Origin of the sequence: Halomonas marinisediminis (assembly GCF_004347715.1) — a bacterium.
GTDB classification, from domain to species: Bacteria; Pseudomonadota; Gammaproteobacteria; order Pseudomonadales; family Halomonadaceae; genus Halomonas; species Halomonas icarae.
This window is the reverse complement of record NZ_SLTR01000012.1, coordinates 101,472-119,057: the sequence shown is the minus strand read 5'-3', so window position 1 is coordinate 119,057 and position 17,586 is coordinate 101,472. Positions and strand designations below refer to the sequence as shown.

The following is a 17,586-nucleotide window of genomic DNA, read 5'->3' as shown; positions in this document are numbered from 1 at the left end:
GTACTGCCCCTTGACCGGCGGAACGAACTCGCCACCGATATAGTTGCCGTAGCGCGACTCGAAGGATACCGGGGAATCAGTACTGCCGGGATTGGAATAGATCATAGTAGTTTCTCTTGTTGTCGTTTATTCACAATAAATATTTATATTTACAATAATGCTAGCGTCTTTAAAACCACTACCGCTAATGAATGCGCGAGCACAATCTACTCGCGCGTTCATACATCAGAAAGACTGTGGCATTTCTCCCTTTTCAAGCCTGGCATTTATGTCTGCAATCACAGCGGGTAGCTCATTGATAGTTTCAATCATGTAATGTGGCCGAGAGTCTTTGAAAAGCTCTTCAACCCGCTTTTTCTCTTTAGCCAGCAAATCTTTAGGCATGCTGACATACTCATCATAAGTTACACCAAGCGCATTTCCTGAACAGGTGAGAGCCACTGTCCACATCCCAGCGCTCCTGCCCTCTAGAATACCGGGGGTCGTATCATCGACTTTAACACACGCCGCCACATCACTCACACCCAACTGCATGACGTTAGACAGCGACTGTGCTGGATAAGGCCTGCCGTTAGGAACCTCATCAGTGGCAACAACACAGTCTGCCACATAGTTATTCTCCTTTGCCATCTCAACCACTTTTTCCATCACAACAGCAGGGTATCCGGAGCAGGAACCAATTTTAACTCCGTTCTTCCTAAGATCATTAATAACGTCTAGTGCACCAGGGATAATTTCTGAATGCTCCCCTATCTTACTAATCTGAAGAGGCATGAAGCGATTATAAATCGTAGTCACATCTTCATCAGTAGGAAGCCTTCCAAACTCTTCTTTGAACCTATTAGCAATAGCATTTTCATTGCACAGAGTTCGAATATGATCCCACTTCCCCATTCCCATAGGGCCACGAGCCTCTTCCAAAGTCACCTCGACATTAAACTCTGAGAAAGCCTCCACAAAAATCTGAGTAGGTGCGAATGATCCAAAATCAACAACAGTTCCCGCCCAATCTAGGACTACGGCCTGAACTGACTTAGGGTTTTGATATTTCATTTCACTGCCTCCTGGGAATTTTATTAACTATTAATAATCTAAAGCTATGCAACAGCTTTTGATTTATCTAGGTCGCTTAACCTTTTTTTCTCGACACTCTCAGGCGTAACATTCCAGTTCATTGACAAAATGATAGTTGCAACAATTGCAGTCCCTGTAAACACCATGAAAACAGTTTCTGTATCGAAGAAGCCAGGCAACAATCCTCCCATTACTGCTCCTACAGAACCGCAGCCGTTTACAAACCCTGAAGCTGTGGCAGCTGATCCCTTTCCAAAGTCTATCGCAGCTGACCCACAGATCATCGAGTCAGGCCCATATAACGTCAAGCCAACCATAAATAGTAAAGCGACAACAACAGCAACACTTCCAGTCTGCATGGCTGGGACAAATAGTATCAGAAGCCCTGATAGAACTATTAGGCTGACAGTACATGCAGGAAACCGACGGGCATTAAACAATTTATCAGAAATAAAGCCTACAACGATTGGCCCAAAAAGTCCTGCCACTTCAAATGCGGTTGGAACAATAGCTGCTGCAACCTTTCCAATTTCGGGCATTTTCTCATAGACCATGACAGGCCCCCAAAACAGGATCGCATAGCGTGCCGGTTTTAGTAGAAAATAAGCTAAACCCAAAGTAACAACCGTTCTATTTCTCAGGGTTTTAGAGAGGCTTTGTAAAAAGCTCGCTCCTTCCTCTTGAAGCAGCTCCTGCTCTTCTTCGGCCTCCGGATCGACCGGAGGTAAGCCAACGTCTTTTGGTTTATTCCTCTGAAAGATAAAGAAAAGCAGTGCAATTACCCCAACAAAAATAGAGCTGGAAATAAACGCTGCTTTCCATGAGTCGAAAACAGTATATGCCCAGTAGCCTGCAAAAGGAGAAGCTACCAATCCTCCAAAAGCATAGCAGGAGCTCCATAATCCAAGGATTCGCCCACGCTCTTTTACGGCAAAAAAACTACCCACATTCTTGCAAAGACCCGACCATCCAGTTGACTGAGCAAGCCCTTGAACAACCATGCAAGCAGCAAAGATTGGTACCGTTGCAAACGTTCCCATTATAAATGCTGCAGCAGCAGATATAATCAGTCCCCCCAACACAACCACACGTGGGCCAAATCGATCGGACAGAATACCCCAGGCAAACTGTCCTACTGCATAAGCGGCTAGATACGTAGCATCCAGCTGCGCCATAACCGATTTTTCTAACTCAAAGGTGGGATCATCCGCTATACCAAGCTTTGCTATTGAAAAAGCTTTTCTTGTAAAGTAGAAGGCAGCATAAGCAATCCAGGTGATTGCAAAAATCTGCCACCTCCATCTTCCAATAGAGCTAACTGCCTCTTCTAGAAGAGTTTTTCTATATTGGTATTTGTTCATTGTTATATACCACTCTCTTTTTCAATATTGCAAGAACACTATTGACTATTCAATCTAACACCTATACTCCATCAACAGACATAGCTGCAAGAGATTCTTCGACTGCTTTTATAAGGTCAAGCACGACATACTCATCAATTTGTCCAATGCAACCCATCCGGAAACTCTCTACTTCAGTAAGCTTCCCAGGGTAGATGATGAAATTTCTTTTCTTTAGCTCATCATAAAACTTCTTAAATTCAAAATTTTCGTTATCTGGTGACAAGAACGTTGTGATTATGGGAGAAAGCCATACATCATCCAGCAAGGTTTCAAATCCTAACGCTCTCATTCCTGATACAAGTACATCTCTGTTGCGACTATAACGGCTATGGCGACCAGCGACTCCCCCTTCTTCAGCATGTTGCTTCAGAGCTTCATGGAAGGCAATCACAGTGTGTGTGGGCGGAGTGAAGCGCCACTGACCAGTTTTCTCCATATGCTTCCACTGCTCATACAAATCTAAACTCAGTGAGTGTGAGCGCCCTTTACTACTTTCTAGAAGTGTTTTTTTGATGATAACAAATCCAAAACCAGGGACACCTTCGATGCATTTATTGGCCGATGAGACCATCACATCAAAGGGAACTTCACTAACGGTCAATGGCACACCACCGAATGAGCTCATCGCATCAACAATCAGCCCTTTTCCATGCTTCTTAACAACGCTTGATATCTCTTTAAGTGGATTTAAAATTCCTGAACTTGTCTCACAGTGCACAAGAAAAACATCGGTAACATCAGCATTTTGCGTGAGGATTTCATCCACCTCCTCAGGTGAGGGAGGGAGGTAGTCCCCTTTATCCAGAACAACATAATCTCTTTTTAAATAGTCAAGTGTTAGGGCTGCTCTTTTTCCATAGGCGCCATTCATGAGAAGAAGGGCCTTTCCCTTGACATCAATTGCGGTGGCTAGCGACGCCTCAACGGAGAAGGTACCACTCCCCTGCATCGGTACACACACGTAGGTGTCACTATCTGCACCCGCCATTTCCAATAGGCTAGACCTGATATGAGCCGTGGCTTGATTAAAGTCCGCATCCCACGATCCCCAGTCACGCAGCATCGCTTCCTTGGTAGCTAGTGAGGTCGTTAGAGGACCTGGTGTCAAAAGGTAGGGTTCTCCAGCGGAGGTTTTCAGTTTCAATGACTCTGCGTTGATTTTTTGGGCTTCTGTCATGGTTGTCATTTTTTCGCCTCACTACTGTGTTGTTTCTGGGTGTGTCGCGCGCCGAGCAAAAAGGCTGATCCGCACAACCGACAGCAAAGCAAACCTTGAAAAATAGGTAAAATCGATTTATCCTATGAAGAAAATAATCCTGGGTTATAATTATGACTATTTCTCATTCTCAGTTACGGGCATTTCATGCTGTTGCAACCAGTGGCAGCTTCACTCTTGCAGCTAAAAGATTAAATCTGAGCCAGCCTGCAGTATCGGATCAAGTTAAAAAGCTAGAAGACAGATATAATATAAGTTTATTAGTCAGATCCAAACGCCAAATAACCTTATCGCAACAAGGTGAAAAACTTCTATCCATTACCAACACTATTTTCTCTGCAACGGATGATGCCGAGTCCTATCTAACCAAATCCAAGCAGTTGCAGACCGGCAGTATATCAATTGCTGCTGACTCGCCCGTCCATGTGATGCCATATATAAAAGTATTCAAGGAAAAACACCCCAATATATCCTTCACGTTAAGCTCTGGGAACTCAGAAGAATGCATAAAAAAAGTTATAAAGCATGAGTCTGACTTTTCGGTGACGGCAGAGCCAAGCAATATAATTGACCCTCGCCTTAGCACGATTGAGCTCAGCAGGGATAAGTTGGTCGTGATTGCACCAACAAGCCACCCATGGTCAGGTAGGAAAGAAGTAGAGCTACATGAGCTAAGCAATCAGCCCATTGTCATTCGAGAAAAAGGATCAATGACTAGAATTGTATTCGAAAAAACAATGAAAGAAAAAGAGCTTCCTATTTTTCCTTCAATTGAAGTAGAAGGCCGGGAAGCAGTGTTGGAAATGGTGCTAGCTGGACTAGGGATCAGTGTCGTGTCAGAGGCTGAAAAAAAAGGCTACAAAGATATAGCATCTATACCAATAAGAGGTTGTAGCGCTAAGATGAGTGAAATACTTTCTTGGCAAACTTCTCAAAGCGAGAAGGCCACAACATCCGCGTTTATTGACTGTGTTAAAAACAATATAAGAACAAAAATATAAGATAGTTAGTATATAATAATTCATAAACACTGCGCTCGTGTCTGGTGTCGCCCCCTAAGAGCAGAGGATTTACTAATTGGCAGGCTCGCTAACTTGAGTAAATTTTCCCAGCATTCGATGCAAGCTAAATAGCAAACTATATTAAAGGTATATAGGATCCCCGCACCTTCACCATCTAGGACATGATGGCTCGCAATGAGATGCGAATGCTGCTGAGTCTCTACAGGCATCAAGTCCTGTATGGCCTGCAATGACTGCTGGAGCGGCTGACACCGGCACGGCTGGAGTCTGACCAGGATGCGTAAGCAGGTGGGTCGCCGCTAGTCAGTGCATGCTAGACATATCACTGCTCGCCTCGAGGCGACTGCCGACAAGTGGTGACCGACGTTGCTGAATGGGCAGCCGGAATTAACTGCGCTGAGCTGACGCCCAGCGACACTACGACTGAGAGTGCCACCATAGTGGCTGACGACCTCGGCTGCTCTGGTGGCTTCAACCCGTTACTAAAAGTCATATATAGGCGAAAAAAACCTTATTTTAGCATATGCTGGCAGACTCTCACGCTGCCAATGCTCCTCTTGGGGGCCGTGACCGGAAGAAAGGCCCTTCACGTGGCTCGATCAGCGCCCTCACGAATGAGGCAGGGTTAACAGAGCCACCGGGCTCGCCTCAGTTCACTTGGTCGCCACCCGCTTGCGGGGCGCTCCCCACAGCAGCCTGAGCGCGATGGCAATGGTCAGCAGCACGACCACGCCGCTGGCCCCACCCAGCAGGGCGCTCCCCGTCAGCCCGGCGACGAAGAAGGCCACGATACCCGCACTGCCTGCGGTGATCGCATAGGGAAGCTGGGTCCGTACGTGATCGATATGGTCACAGGATGCCCCGGCAGAGGTGAGGATGGTGGTATCCGAGATGGGCGAGCAGTGATCACCGAAGATGCCGCCACTCAGCACCGCCGCGATGGTCAGCGCCAGCGGCAGGTCCATGGCCGCGGCCACCGGCATGGCGATGGGAATCATGATCGCAAAGGTGCCGTAGGAGGTGCCGGTAGTAAACGCCACCAGCGCCGCGATCACGAACAGCAGCACCGGGACCAGGCTGGGCGACAGGCTCGCTTCGGCCAGTGTCACCAGATAGGCGGCGGTGCCAAGCTCCGAGGTCACGCTGCCGATCGACCAGGCCAGCGTCAGGATGATGTAGACCAGGGTCATGCTCTTGATGCCATCGACCACGATATCCATGGCTTCACGGAAATCGAACAGCTTCTGCATCATGCCCATGGTCAGGCCAACCACCACGGCCACCAGCGTCGCCAGCAGGATCGACAGCCCGCCCTTGGCATTGCCCACCGCGGTGACCAGGTCATTCTCGGGGAAGTTGCCGGTCCAGAGAAACAGCGGTGGAATCATCACCAGCAGCACGCCGATCGGCACGAGCATATTGCGCTTGCGTGCCTGCTCCTCGTTCACGGCGCTGTCGCTGACGGTATGGCGCTCGGAGGGCGGCATGGCGCCGGCTGCCATTATCTCGCCGGTCGTGCGGGCACGGTGCTCGGCCGCGGCCATGGGACCGAAGTCCCACTGGGTGATCAGCAGGAAGGCAATCAGCCCGAGCGCCAGCCAGGCATAGAAGTTCAGTGGTATGGTCGACAGGTAGATCAGGTACTCGGAGCCACTGGCGCCCATATCGACCAGCTGCGTGCCGATCAACCCCATCACGAACACCACCCAGGTGGATACCGGGCCAAGCAGGCACATCGGCGCCGAGGTGGAGTCGACGATATAGGCCAGCTTTTCCCGAGAGACCTTCATCTTGTCGGTGATCGGGCGCATCACGCTGCCCACGGTCAGGGCATTGAAGTAGTCCTCGAAGAAGATCAGCACCCCGAGTCCCATGGTGGCCCCCTGGGCGCCGCGCCGCGACGCCACCCGCGCCGAGATCCAGTGCGCAATGGCCTGGGCTCCTCCCGAGCGCTCCAGCACACCGATCAGGACGCCGAAGAGGCCACAGTAGATCAGCACCGTCACGCTCCACTCATCGCCCACGCTGGGGATGATGAAGGCATCGAAGGTGTCATAGAGCCCCGCCGCCGGGTTGCCACCTGCCAGCATGGTGGCACCCAGCCAGACCCCGCAGAAGAGGGCCGGAATCACGTTGCGCGTCATCAGCGCGAGCGCTATCGCCAACAACGGCGGCAGCAGGGAAAAGGCACCGAAAGACATGACGGATGCTCTCCTTGGATCTTGGTGGCGTTCTTGATGGCCGTGGTTGGTGACGTAGTTGGCGCGGCTGGTGATCGATCAAGTCGCGGCCAACTCACGGCCAACTCACGCCTGAAGGGGGAATCGGGGAGTCTTCGAAGGTTCAGGCGACGTCGCGCGCCTTGCGAATGCGATCGTAGGCGTTGCTGATCTCGCTGGTACGCTCCTTGGCCACCTCGCGCATGCTCTCGGGCAACCCCTTGGCGGCGAGCTTGTCGGGGTGATTCTGACTCATCAGGCGCCGATAGGCCTTCTTGACCTCGGCGTCACTGGCATCCTCCTCGACCCCCAGCACCCGGTAGGCATCGGCCAGGGTCGGGCCGCTGGCCGCACCACCCCCGGCCTGCTGACCGGCGCCATGCAGCATCGCCTCGACCTGGGCGATCTCCGCCTCGGAACAGCCGAGTCCGCGTACCACCCGCATCAGCATCTCGCGCTCGGCGGGATGCAGGCGTCCGTCGGCGGCGATCGCCGCCAGCTGTACCTGCAGGAATACCTGACGCAGCGCGGGCTGGCTTCCCAGCAGGCTGCGCACCTTCGCCAGCTCGGCATCCAGGTCGAAGTCGGCCGCCTTGCCGCGATTGAAGTCGGCCCGGGCCCTGGCACGCTGGGCCTCGTTCAGGCGCAGCCGCTCCCACAGCTGCCGCGAGGCATCCAGCTCATCTTCGGTGACCTGGCCATCGGCCTTGCACAGGCAGCCCATGACCGCGAAGGTCGAGGAGAGAAACTGCGCCTGGGAGGCGGCCAGCTTGCCCAGCATGCTGCGGCGCAGGCGGGCGACGAGCCAGTAACCGAGCCCGCCACCGATAAGCGCGCCGACGAGCCCTCCGATCAGGTAGCCGAGGCCTGCGCCAATCAGAACGACAAACCACATCAGCGCATCTCCTCTTTCACGGTGGCGTCGACGGCCACCAGGCGACGTCGAATGGAAGCCTCGATGCCATCGGCATCCAGGGCGCATTCGGCCAGCAGCTCGCCGGGCTTGCCGTGCTCGACGAAGGCGTCGGGCAGGCCGAGATTGAGCACCTCCCTGGAGATCCCCTCGGCGGCCAGCAGCTCGTTGACGGCACTACCGGCTCCACCGGCCACCACATTCTCCTCCAGGGTCACCAGCAGGTCATGGTCGGCTGCCGCCGCCAGCACCGCCTCTCGATCCAGGGGCTTCACCGAGCGCATATTGAGGTGGCTGGCATCGAGTCGCTCGGCCACTTCGGCCGCCGGCGTATTGAGGCTGCCGAAGGCCAGCAGGGCCACCCGCCGCCCACTCTCGGCGTCGCTCTCGCGGCGCAGCTGCGCCTGCCCGATGGGGGCCGGCTCGAGGTGGGCGGGAATCGCGGTGCCGGGGCCGGTACCCCGTGGGTAGCGAACCGCCGCCGGCCCGGGGTGATGATAGGCCGCGCTGAGCATCGCTCGACACTCCGCCTCATCGGCCGGCGCCAGCACCACCATGCCGGGCACGCAGCGCAGATAGGAGAGGTCGAGGCTGCCGTGGTGGGTCGGGCCATCCTCGCCCACCAGACCGGCGCGGTCGATGGCGAAGGTGACATCCAGATCCTGTACCGCCACATCATGGATCAACTGGTCATAGCCACGCTGCAGGAAGGTCGAGTAGATCGCCACCACCGGCTTCATGGCCTCACAGGCCATGCCCGCCGCCAGGGTCACGGCATGCTGTTCGGCGATGGCCACATCGAAGTAGCGATCGGGGTAGGTCTGCGAGAAGCGCACCATATCCGATCCCTCGCGCATCGCCGGGGTGATACCGATCAAGCGCGGATCGGCGGCGGCCATATCGCACAGCCAGTCGCCGAAGACGCTGCAATACTTGCGCGGCTTGGGGGGCGGCGGGGAAGCCGCGTCGCTGCTGCCCTGGGCGACCGGCTTGAGCGGTGGCGGGGTGGCGTTGTTCTCGCCCTTCTCCAGCTTGGTGATCGCGTGATAGCCGATAGGGTCGGCCTCGGCGGGCAGGAAGCCCTTGCCCTTGCGGGTCTTGACGTGGAGGAACTGGGGCCCTTCCAGGTCTCGCATGTTGCGCAGGGTCTGCACCAGCAGCGGCAGGTCGTGACCGTCGATGGGCCCGATATAGTTGAAGCCCATCTCCTCGAACAGGGTGGCCGGGCTGACCATGCCCTTCATGTGCTCCTCGGTTCGCCGCGCCAGCTCCAGGGCCCCGGGCAGGTGGGAGAGCACCTTCTTGCCGCCCTCGCGCATGCTGGTATAGGGCTTGCTGGTCAGGATGCGTGCCAGGTAGCTGGCCATGCCGCCGACGTTCTCGGAGATCGACATTTCGTTGTCGTTGAGCACCACCAGCAGGTTGGCATCGACATGACCGGCATGGGCCAGGGCCTCGAAGGCCATCCCCGCGGTCAGGGCGCCGTCGCCGATGACCGCGCAGACCCGCCGCCGCTCGCCGCGGGTGCGGGCGGCCAGGGCCATGCCGAGCGCCGCCGAGATCGAGGTGCTGGAGTGGCCGACACCGAAGGTGTCGAACTCCGACTCGGCGCGCCGCGGGAAGGCGGCCAGCCCACCATGGTGGCGGATATTGGGCATCGCCTCACGGCGCCCGGTAAGGATCTTGTGGGGGTAGGCCTGATGGCCCACGTCCCATACTAGGCGGTCATGGGGCGTCTCCAGCGCCTGGTGCAGGGCCACGGTGAGCTCCACGACGCCGAGGCCGGCCCCGAAGTGCCCCCCGGAGACCCCCACGCTATAGAGCAGGTAGGCGCGCAGCTCATCGGCCACCTGCGCCAGCTGCGCGGTAGACATGGCGCGCAGCGCCGCCGGAGTGTCCAGAGTGTCGAGCAGCGGCGTGGCCGGACGCTCGACGGGAATATCATCGAACAGCTTCATGTGGGCATCTGTCGTGTCAGTGGTCACGCTCGATCATGTATCGGGCCAGCGCCAGCAGCGGGAAGGCTGACTCACCCAGCGGCGCCAGGGCGGCGGCGGCCTCCTCGACCAGCCCCGCCGCCCGGGCACGAGCCCCCTCGAGCCCCATCAGGCTCGGATAGGTGGGCTTGTCGCGAACGGCATCGGCGCCCGAGGCCTTGCCCAGGGTAGCCGTGTCCCCGATCACATCGAGTACGTCGTCGTGGATCTGGAAGGCCAGGCCGATGGCCCGGGCGTAGGCGTCCAGGGCGTTCAGGCGCGCATCATCCTCGCTCACCGCCACCAGCCCGCCAAGACGCACCGCGGCACGGATCAGCGCCCCGGTCTTGTGGGCGTGCATGGTCGCCAGGGCCGCGACATCAGGGTGGCCGCCAACGGCCTCGAGGTCCAGGGCCTGGCCGGCCACCATGCCATCGCGCCCCGATGCCTCGGCGAGGCTGGCGATCATCGCCGCCAACCGGGGGTGCCGGGAGCGGGCAATCACCTCGAAGGCGAGCGATTGCAGCGCATCACCGGCGAGGATCGCCGCGGCCTCGTCATAGGCGCGGTGCACGGTCGGCTGGCCGCGGCGCAGATCATCGTCGTCCATGGCCGGCAGGTCGTCGTGAACCAGCGAGTAGGCATGGATCAGCTCGATGGCCATGGCCGGGGCATCGAGGGCATCATCATCGGCGCCCAGGGCGCGACCGGCGGCATACACCAGCACCGGGCGCAGCCGCTTGCCCCCCACCAGCACGCCGTGGCGCATGGCGGCCTCGAGCCGCGGGGCGGGAGCGACACGCTCGGCGAACAGTGCCTCCAGGCACGCATCCACGCGCGCACGATCCGCGGCCAACGCGGTCGTCAGGGTCTCAGCGTTCACTGTCATCCTCCGACGGCGGTGTGAAGGGCTCGAGTTCGATACCGCCCTGGGCGCCCTCGGTCAGGGCACGCACCTTGAGTTCCGCCTCATCGAGGCGACGCTGGGCATCACGCGTCAATCGCACCCCCTCCTCGAAGGCGGCAAGCGACTCTTCCAGCGACAGCTCGCCGGACTCCAGACGCGCCACCAGCCCCTCGAGCCGCTCGACGGTGGCGGCGAAGTCCGCGGACGAGGCGTCATCGGCCTGTGGTTCCCGGGACCGCTCGTTGCGCTCAGCCATGGTGCTCCTTTACCGCCCCCGATAGTCAGAAAGAGTTCGTTCAAGGGGCGACAGTATACACGCTCTCCCCGGGGGGTCGTCTCCCCACCGCGTGCCGGACCGGGGGTCGCCATGAACTTGCGCCTGACTCATATGAGCAGCGCAGCATTTTCATCCTGGCTCATCCGGAGGCTGTGATACGATAACCGCCTCACCAGTTTCTGACACAGCATGCGGCTCGCGCCGGAAGGGGTTGATTCGACCATGGCAAAGACGTCCCTGGACAAGAGCAAGATCAAGATCCTGCTTCTCGAGGGCATCCACCAGACCGCGGTGGACAATCTTCGCAACGCCGGGTACTCGAATATCGAGCACCTGCCCACCTCACTGGATGAAGCCGCACTGATCGAGAAGATCCGTGACGTGCACTTCATCGGCATCCGTTCGCGCACCCAGCTCAACGAGCGGGTGTTTGCCGCCGCCGAGAAGCTGGTGGCCGTGGGCTGTTTCTGCATCGGCACCAATCAGGTCGACCTCGATGCCGCCCTGGCACGCGGTATTCCGGTGTTCAACGCGCCCTACTCCAATACCCGCTCGGTGGCCGAGCTGGTGCTGGCCGAGGCGATCATGCTGCTGCGCGGCATCCCCGAGAAGAGCGCCCGTGCCCACGAAGGCGGCTGGCTCAAGAGCGCCAAGAACTCCCACGAGGCCCGCGGCAAGACCCTGGGCATCGTCGGCTATGGCAGCATCGGCTCCCAGCTCTCGGTGCTCGCCGAGTCACTGGGCTTCGACGTCATCTACTACGATGTGGTCGCCAAGCTGGGCATGGGCAACGCCCGCCAGGTCGGCAGCCTCGAGGAGCTGCTGGCGAAGGCGGATGTGGTCAGCCTGCATGTCCCCGACCTGCCCTCCACTCGCTGGATGATCGGCGCCGAGCAGATCGCCTGCATGAAGCCGGGGGGCATCCTGATCAATGCCTCCCGCGGCAGCGTGGTGGTGATCGAGCCCCTGGCCGAGGCGATTCGCGAGGGGCGCCTCAACGGTGCCGCCGTGGATGTCTTCCCGGTCGAGCCCAAGGGCAATGACGAGGAGTTCGAGAGCCCGCTGCGCGGCCTGCCCAATGTCATCCTGACCCCGCATATCGGTGGCTCGACCCTGGAGGCACAGGAGAATATCGGCATCGAGGTCTCCGAGAAGCTGGCGACCTATTCCGATAACGGCACCACCGTCACCTCGGTCAACTTCCCCGAAGTGGCACTGCCGTCTCACCCGGGCAAGCACCGCCTGCTGCATATCCACGACAACGTGCCGGGCGTCATGTCGGAGATCAACCGCGTGCTCTCCGAGAACAGCATCAACATCGCCGGCCAGTACCTGCAGACCAACGACAAGGTCGGCTACGTGGTCATCGATGTGGACAAGGCCTACGGCCCCCAGGCGCTGGACGCCCTGCGCCAGGTGGCGCACACCCTCAAGGTGCGCGTGCTCTACTCCGAGGGTAGCCAGGACATCTGATCCCGTCACGCCAGCCCGGTGCCGCACTCCTCGCCGCCGCGTCTTCACGACGCGGCGGCTTGCGTTCCGGGGTGCCCCTTTTTCAAGCCACCGGCGTCGAATCGAGCTCTTCGGAGACACGGCGAAACGCCTCGAGCCCCGACTCCAGATGCTCGATGATCTCACCCACCAGCACGTCCGGCGCCGGCAGGTTGTCCAGGTCGCCAAGCGAGTCATCCTTGAGCCAGAACAGGTCAAGGCTGACCTTGTCACGCTTGAGGATCTCTTCACGGCTGAAGGCTCGCCAGCGCCCTTCGGGGTTCTGCTCGCTCCAGGTGGGCCGGCGAGCCGAGCGGTCCTGCGGCTGATAGCAGGCGATGAATGCTTCCAGGTCCGCAAGGCGCATCGGTTTCTTCTTCAGGGTGTGATGCACGTTGGTGCGGTAGTCATAGACCCATACCTGCTCCGTCCAGGGCTCCGCTCGCCCAGGGCGGTTATCGAAGAACAGCACGTTGGCCTTTACGCCGTTGGCATAGAAGATCCCAGTGGGCAGGCGCAGCAGAGTATGCAGCTCCGTCGTCTCCAACAGCTTGCGGCGCACCGTCTCCCCGGCACCGCCTTCGAAGAGCACGTTGTCCGGCACCACGACTGCGGCCTGGCCATTTTCCTTGAGCATCGTGCGAATATGCTGCACGAAGTTGAGCTGCTTGTTGGAGGTCGTCGCCCAGAAGTCCTGCCGGTTGTAGACGAACTCCTGCGCCTCCTCGTCGCCCTCGGCGTTGGTCACCGTCATGCTGCTCTTGCGCCCGAAAGGCGGATTGGCCAGCACATAGTCGTAGCGATATGGCGCAGGGCTGACCAGGGCATCGGTGGACAGGACCGTCGGCTGATCGTCGATCTCACCGATGTTGTGCAGAAAGAGGTTCATCAGGCACAGCCGGCGCGTGTTGGCCACGATCTCGTTGCCGTGGAAGGTGCCGTGCTTGAGGAAGTGCTTCTGCTCTCGGTCCATCTCGGCGCCATGATGGTCCATCAACCAGTCATAGGCGGCCAGGAAGAACCCACCGGTGCCGCAGGAAGGGTCGGCGATGGTCTTGCCCGGTGCCGGCTGCACGCAGGCCACCATGGCCTGGATCAGCGCCCGGGGCGTGAAGTACTGCCCCGCCCCGGACTTGGTGTCCTCGGCGTTACGTTCCAGCAGGCTCTCGTAGATGTCGCCCTTCACATCCGCGTTGAGTCGTGTCCACGACTCGGCGTCGATCATGGCGATAATGCGCGCCAGCTTGGCCGGGTCCTGGATCTTGTTCTGGGCCTTGGTGAAGATCTGACCGAGCATGCCCGGCTGTTGGCCGAGTGTGCGCAGCAGATCGATATAGTGAGCCTCCAGCTCCGCTCCCTTGCGCGAGGTCAGCGAAGGCCAGCCATACCCCGGGGGCACGCCCACTTCCCGGCGGTAGGGCGGCTGGCTGTACTCATGGGCCATCTTCAGGAAGATCAGGTAGGTCAGCTGCTCCAGGTAATCACCATAGCCCACGCCGTCATCGCGCAGGGTATGGCAGAAGTTCCAGACCTTGGAGGCAAGGGTTTCGGCGTTCATTCGCGTTCTCGATCGTCTGATACGGCCAGATAGGCCTGGTGGGGATGGTGGGGCTCATCGGGATAGCGATACTCGAGCCGGCCCCGCTGCTTGAGGGGCGTCAGGTACTGGGTCTGTAGATAGCGCTGATTCCGCTTCAACAGGCAGGCAAGCTCCTGCGGGCGATAAGGACGATGCCCGCAGAGCGCGACGATCAGCCCGCTCAGTCCATGAGGCTGACGTGCACGCTGCCCAAGGGCCGCCACCTGAACCTTCAACTCTGCAGGCAGCTCGGATAACAGCGTAGCGTAGGCCGACTCCCCGCTGTCAGAGAAGCGCTCGAGGTTGTCAGGTAACTTCCCCGACTCCGAAGGTAAGCTCTCCAGGTTGTCAGGTAAGCCCTCCAGGTTGTCAGGTAAGCCCTCCAGGCTGTCAGGTAAGGGCCCACTCTCCAGCGGCAGACCGGCCTGGCCGTCAGGCAAGGGGGGCTCGGCACCCGCGGCGGGGTGGGGAAAGTACTCACCCGGCACATAGAAGGTGGCCGCTCCCCTGGGGACCTGCTGGAGGATATGCAGATCCCTCAGGCGTGTGAGCTGCTGACTGGCCATCAGGGTATCGACGCGGTTCTGATCCCGGTAGTCGGCATTGGTGATGCGCCCCGTCTCCCGCACGAACAGCAGCGCCCGACACTCCTCCTCGGAAAGCGACCAGGGGCGGAAGTGCTTGAGCCACTCGACGGCCTCGGCATCCAGGAAGTGCACGAACAGCAGCATCGCCAAGAAGCGGTCCTCATGGCGCACCGACTCGAAGACCGGGGGCGTCAGCCCCGCCCGCTCCATCTGCCGGCGCATGACGCGAATACCGCTGCCTTTGGTTTCGGCAAACCCCGTCTCGTGGAGCACGGTGGCCAAGGTGGGGTTGCGCCAGGCGCTGCCCGGCTGGCCCAGCTGCTCTTCCGGCTTGAGCGAGTATCCAGGGTTGCGTATCTCGATACGGTTGCTGAAGCGGATGACCTGCACGGGCTGGTTGGCCCGGTAGTTGCGATGCATCACCGCATTGACGATGGCCTCGCGGATCACCTTGGCGGGAATCAACGGCTTTTCCTCACGCCGCGCGCTGCCCTGAGGCAGATGAAAGGCCGAAGGCAGATCGTCCATCACGGCGGCCGAGGCGCGATTGATCAGCCGTGGCAGGGTGTCGCGCATGTCGAGGGTGGTGAAGCGCTCGTCGGGGTCCTCGATCCATTCCTTGCCGGTCACGCGAATATAGTCGACCCGGTGGGCCGGCAGCAGACGGCGAATAGCCATGCGCCGCCCGAACAGCAGGATGCCTGCCAGGGTCGGCGTCAGCTCGCCCTGCTGCCAGGCGGCTGCCCCCAGCGCCTCGAGCAATTCGTCGTCGCTGTAGTCGAGCTCTTCGGCGTTGGGATTCATCTTGCGGCGATCCCGGCGATAGTCCTCGAGGGCATCCGGGTCGATGTCGTCACGGCGCGCGCCGGATGGCACCGAACGATCGAACTCGAGCTGGGCGCGCTGCTGATACAGAAGCTCCAGATCATGCTCGTTGCAGCGATAGTCGCCGTTGGGACCGCGCCGCCAGGCGGCTTTAGGCAGCGAGGACTTCGTGAAGTAGATCGGCTTGTCGGCCGCACGCGCCTCCGACACCTGCACCACCACCAACCGCTGACCCTCGACCCGCTCGGTCACCGCCTGCACCCGTAGCGGTACGTTGAAGGTCGAGGCACAGGCCGAGTGCAGATCGTTCAGCAGCGTATCGGGATCGGGAACGCCTTCGACGCGATAGTGGCCCTGGCCATCGCCGACGACGCCCAGCAGCAGGAAGCCACCGTCGAGGCCCGGCTCATTGGCGAAGGCACAGATGGTCTCCAACATCGACTTGCCGAACTGCTGACCGCGCTTGGCCTCGATGCGCTCCGACTCATCGAGCAGGCGCAACTGCTCCAGCAGCTCGGCGGCAGTGGCCGTCATGAAGTGGCCTCTGCTTTATTCACCCGGCGACGCCGGGGTGCCGTGGCTTGCTCGGCCTCACGCTCGGCGCGAATCCGTGCCAGCAGCTCGCTGGCCGGCTCATCGTCCGGATCCTGGGGCACCAGCCGGCCGGAGAAGGCCTGCATCAGGATGGACTGCTTCAGCGACTCGGCGCGCTGGCGGGCATTTATTAAAATTATGTCCAATTGATCAATGTACGACATCTGGCTTTCAAGCGTTTCACATACCAATGCTTGCTCATCAGGACCAGGGGCGGGAAACATCAGCTGCTCTACGATACCCAGATTTAGATTTGGCTGCACACCGCCAGATGAGCGCCTACGGATATCTTCGTAGTTCATTTTTAGAAACCATTTAAGGTAACTTTTCTTCAAGCCCCCACCTTCTACCAACTCAATTGCCGCTATCGCCTGATTCGTGGAAGCTTCAAACCTTAGCTCGGAGCATTTGCCGCGCGTTTTACCCTCTCCATACATAGCCACCAAGATAGTCCCAGCCGGATAAAGCCTCAAATTAGTTTCTTCAAGAGCCAATTGAGTGACATATCCCGATGGCTCTAAAACAAAATCCTTATTTAGCGCACCACTCGTTATCCAAGGAACACCTCCATTCCTATAATAATCTTCCTTTCGCTTGAGAGGTGTAACACCGGTTCCCACCTGGCCAACTTCAGCAACTCTGAGCCATGCCCAGCCCTCACATAGTTCTGGTAACTCGTGGTCTTCCAACTCTGAAAGTAATTTGATGGGTTTCGGCTTGCGCGGCTTTCTGCCTTCGCTGCCACTGGCCCTCCACTCCTCGACGGCTTTCTCCCACTGCTCGAGCTGGCACCGATGATAGGCCTCGCGCTCTGCCTGGATGCGCTGGCGCAGGGCGTCGGGGCTTTCCAGCTTGTCCGGGTTCTCGGCTCGCCAGCGAGCCGTCAGCTTGCCTTCAAAGGCAGCCTTGAGCAGCGCCTGGCGTGCCCTCTTGAGCTTTTGCTGGGCGGCCTTGAGCTCCTCCACGCCGTGGTCAATTTCTGAAAATAGCGCCTCGATCTTGGCCACGATACGGCGTTGTTCATTAGCTGGCGGCAACGGAATGGATATGCTCTTTACATCAGCATCTCTCACCGCAGGATAGCTGGTGCCTCGCTGGAGAGGCTTCAATCTCTCGATAAAATCGTCGCTTATTACAAAATAATAGAGGTATTTATACGAAATATCTTCATCAGCACGCAGCACACAGAAGCCAGTAGATGCGACCTGCCCGTCCAGCCACTCTTCAATCAGCCCAATATTCTTTAGATAGGGGCGAACGGTGGAGAACACAACGTCTCCAGCTTGTAAGTGCTGCCTTGCCCTCGATGGTGCTTCATCAACCCTTATCTCCGATGGAGAAGACACCTTCATGGCCAAAGAATCTATCGAGGCAATATCGACATAAAAAAAACTCTCTTCATGCCACGCTGAAGGCTCACCCTTCTCCACATCCAAAAGGAGCTCGCCGATGGAAGCCGTTTGCCATGTGGCGGGTAGTGTCATATCAAGGCTCCAAAAAAGC

13 protein-coding genes and 1 pseudogene are annotated in these 17,586 nt (G+C 58.4%); 3 read left to right on the top strand and 11 right to left on the bottom strand.

What is annotated here, in order from left to right; all coding sequences use genetic code 11:
• Positions 1-225: 225 nt before the first annotated feature.
• The 3 genes from phnX to E0702_RS10370 all read right to left on the bottom strand — a co-directional run bounded on the left by phnX (position 226) and on the right by E0702_RS10370 (position 3,654).
• Complete coding sequence (phnX, locus tag E0702_RS10380; RefSeq protein WP_132043527.1) at positions 226-1,053, bottom strand: phosphonoacetaldehyde hydrolase; 828 nt, start codon at positions 1,051-1,053, stop codon at positions 226-228.
• 44 nt (positions 1,054-1,097) lie between these two features.
• On the bottom strand, positions 1,098-2,435 hold the full coding sequence (locus E0702_RS10375) for an MFS transporter (protein ID WP_132043525.1): 1,338 nt from the start codon (positions 2,433-2,435) through the stop codon (positions 1,098-1,100).
• A 61-nt stretch (positions 2,436-2,496) separates the two neighbouring features.
• Positions 2,497-3,654 carry a 2-aminoethylphosphonate--pyruvate transaminase gene (locus E0702_RS10370; protein ID WP_132043544.1) on the bottom strand — a complete coding sequence of 386 codons (1,158 nt, stop codon included), beginning with the start codon at positions 3,652-3,654 and terminating at the stop codon, positions 2,497-2,499.
• Between the two features lie 152 nt (positions 3,655-3,806).
• Between E0702_RS10370 and E0702_RS10365 the strand changes: the two genes are divergently transcribed.
• Positions 3,807-4,694, top strand: coding sequence for a LysR substrate-binding domain-containing protein (locus E0702_RS10365; RefSeq protein ID WP_132043523.1), 888 nt, complete (start codon positions 3,807-3,809; stop codon positions 4,692-4,694).
• A gap of 179 nt (positions 4,695-4,873) precedes the next feature.
• Positions 4,874-5,075 (top strand): annotated as a pseudogene (locus tag E0702_RS19920) (IS1380 family transposase); the annotation flags it as partial.
• Between the two features lie 293 nt (positions 5,076-5,368).
• Here E0702_RS19920 and E0702_RS10360 read toward each other — a convergent pair.
• From E0702_RS10360 to E0702_RS10340, 5 genes are all read right to left on the bottom strand, one after another.
• Entirely contained in the window at positions 5,369-6,916 is a 1,548-nt protein-coding gene (locus E0702_RS10360) for a Na+/H+ antiporter NhaC family protein (protein WP_132043521.1), read from the bottom strand.
• A 142-nt stretch (positions 6,917-7,058) separates the two neighbouring features.
• Positions 7,059-7,829: a co-chaperone DjlA gene (gene djlA / locus E0702_RS10355; protein WP_132043519.1), complete on the bottom strand. Its 771-nt coding sequence runs from the start codon at positions 7,827-7,829 to the stop codon at positions 7,059-7,061.
• Positions 7,829-9,805 (bottom strand): 1-deoxy-D-xylulose-5-phosphate synthase, encoded by a 1,977-nt coding sequence (dxs, locus tag E0702_RS10350; RefSeq protein WP_132043517.1) that lies wholly within the window; start codon positions 9,803-9,805, stop codon positions 7,829-7,831. Before dxs ends, djlA begins: the two co-directional genes overlap by 1 nt.
• 16 nt (positions 9,806-9,821) lie before the next feature.
• Positions 9,822-10,712 (bottom strand): (2E,6E)-farnesyl diphosphate synthase, encoded by an 891-nt coding sequence (ispA, locus tag E0702_RS10345; protein WP_132043515.1) that lies wholly within the window; start codon positions 10,710-10,712, stop codon positions 9,822-9,824.
• Entirely contained in the window at positions 10,696-10,986 is a 291-nt protein-coding gene (locus E0702_RS10340; RefSeq protein WP_132043513.1) for an exodeoxyribonuclease VII small subunit, read from the bottom strand. The genes ispA and E0702_RS10340 overlap by 17 nt, the downstream gene beginning before the upstream one ends.
• 243 nt (positions 10,987-11,229) lie before the next feature.
• Between E0702_RS10340 and serA the strand changes: the two genes are divergently transcribed.
• The gene (serA, locus tag E0702_RS10335; RefSeq protein ID WP_132043511.1) at positions 11,230-12,480 is read left to right on the top strand and encodes a phosphoglycerate dehydrogenase; all 1,251 of its coding nucleotides are present in this window, start codon (positions 11,230-11,232) and stop codon (positions 12,478-12,480) included.
• Positions 12,481-12,562: 82 nt separating this feature from the next.
• On the opposite strand, the gene E0702_RS10330 is transcribed toward serA, so the two are convergent.
• The 3 genes from E0702_RS10330 to E0702_RS10320 are packed head-to-tail and all read right to left on the bottom strand — an operon-like array spanning position 12,563 to position 17,567.
• The gene (locus E0702_RS10330; RefSeq protein WP_132043509.1) at positions 12,563-14,056 is read right to left on the bottom strand and encodes a class I SAM-dependent DNA methyltransferase; all 1,494 of its coding nucleotides are present in this window, start codon (positions 14,054-14,056) and stop codon (positions 12,563-12,565) included.
• Positions 14,053-16,023 (bottom strand): ATP-binding protein, encoded by a 1,971-nt coding sequence (locus E0702_RS10325; protein ID WP_132043507.1) that lies wholly within the window; start codon positions 16,021-16,023, stop codon positions 14,053-14,055. Before E0702_RS10325 ends, E0702_RS10330 begins: the two co-directional genes overlap by 4 nt.
• Entirely contained in the window at positions 16,020-17,567 is a 1,548-nt protein-coding gene (locus E0702_RS10320) for a restriction endonuclease subunit S (RefSeq protein ID WP_165927514.1), read from the bottom strand. The genes E0702_RS10325 and E0702_RS10320 overlap by 4 nt, the downstream gene beginning before the upstream one ends.
• Positions 17,568-17,586: the final 19 nt, after the last annotated feature.

Excerpts from the sequence above, each read along its gene's own strand:
- phnX (WP_132043527.1), bottom strand. The coding sequence starts at position 1,053 with ATGAAATATCAAAACCCTAAGTCAGTTCAGGCCGTAGTCCTAGATTGG.
- E0702_RS10375 (WP_132043525.1), bottom strand. The coding sequence starts at position 2,435 with ATGAACAAATACCAATATAGAAAAACTCTTCTAGAAGAGGCAGTTAGC.
- E0702_RS10370 (WP_132043544.1), bottom strand. The coding sequence starts at position 3,654 with ATGACAGAAGCCCAAAAAATCAACGCAGAGTCATTGAAACTGAAAACC.
- E0702_RS10365 (WP_132043523.1), top strand. The coding sequence starts at position 3,807 with ATGACTATTTCTCATTCTCAGTTACGGGCATTTCATGCTGTTGCAACC.
- E0702_RS10360 (WP_132043521.1), bottom strand. The coding sequence starts at position 6,916 with ATGTCTTTCGGTGCCTTTTCCCTGCTGCCGCCGTTGTTGGCGATAGCG.
- djlA (WP_132043519.1), bottom strand. The coding sequence starts at position 7,829 with ATGTGGTTTGTCGTTCTGATTGGCGCAGGCCTCGGCTACCTGATCGGA.
- dxs (WP_132043517.1), bottom strand. The coding sequence starts at position 9,805 with ATGAAGCTGTTCGATGATATTCCCGTCGAGCGTCCGGCCACGCCGCTG.
- ispA (WP_132043515.1), bottom strand. The coding sequence starts at position 10,712 with ATGACAGTGAACGCTGAGACCCTGACGACCGCGTTGGCCGCGGATCGT.
- E0702_RS10340 (WP_132043513.1), bottom strand. The coding sequence starts at position 10,986 with ATGGCTGAGCGCAACGAGCGGTCCCGGGAACCACAGGCCGATGACGCC.
- serA (WP_132043511.1), top strand. The coding sequence starts at position 11,230 with ATGGCAAAGACGTCCCTGGACAAGAGCAAGATCAAGATCCTGCTTCTC.
- E0702_RS10330 (WP_132043509.1), bottom strand. The coding sequence starts at position 14,056 with ATGAACGCCGAAACCCTTGCCTCCAAGGTCTGGAACTTCTGCCATACC.
- E0702_RS10325 (WP_132043507.1), bottom strand. The coding sequence starts at position 16,023 with ATGACGGCCACTGCCGCCGAGCTGCTGGAGCAGTTGCGCCTGCTCGAT.
- E0702_RS10320 (WP_165927514.1), bottom strand. The coding sequence starts at position 17,567 with ATGACACTACCCGCCACATGGCAAACGGCTTCCATCGGCGAGCTCCTT.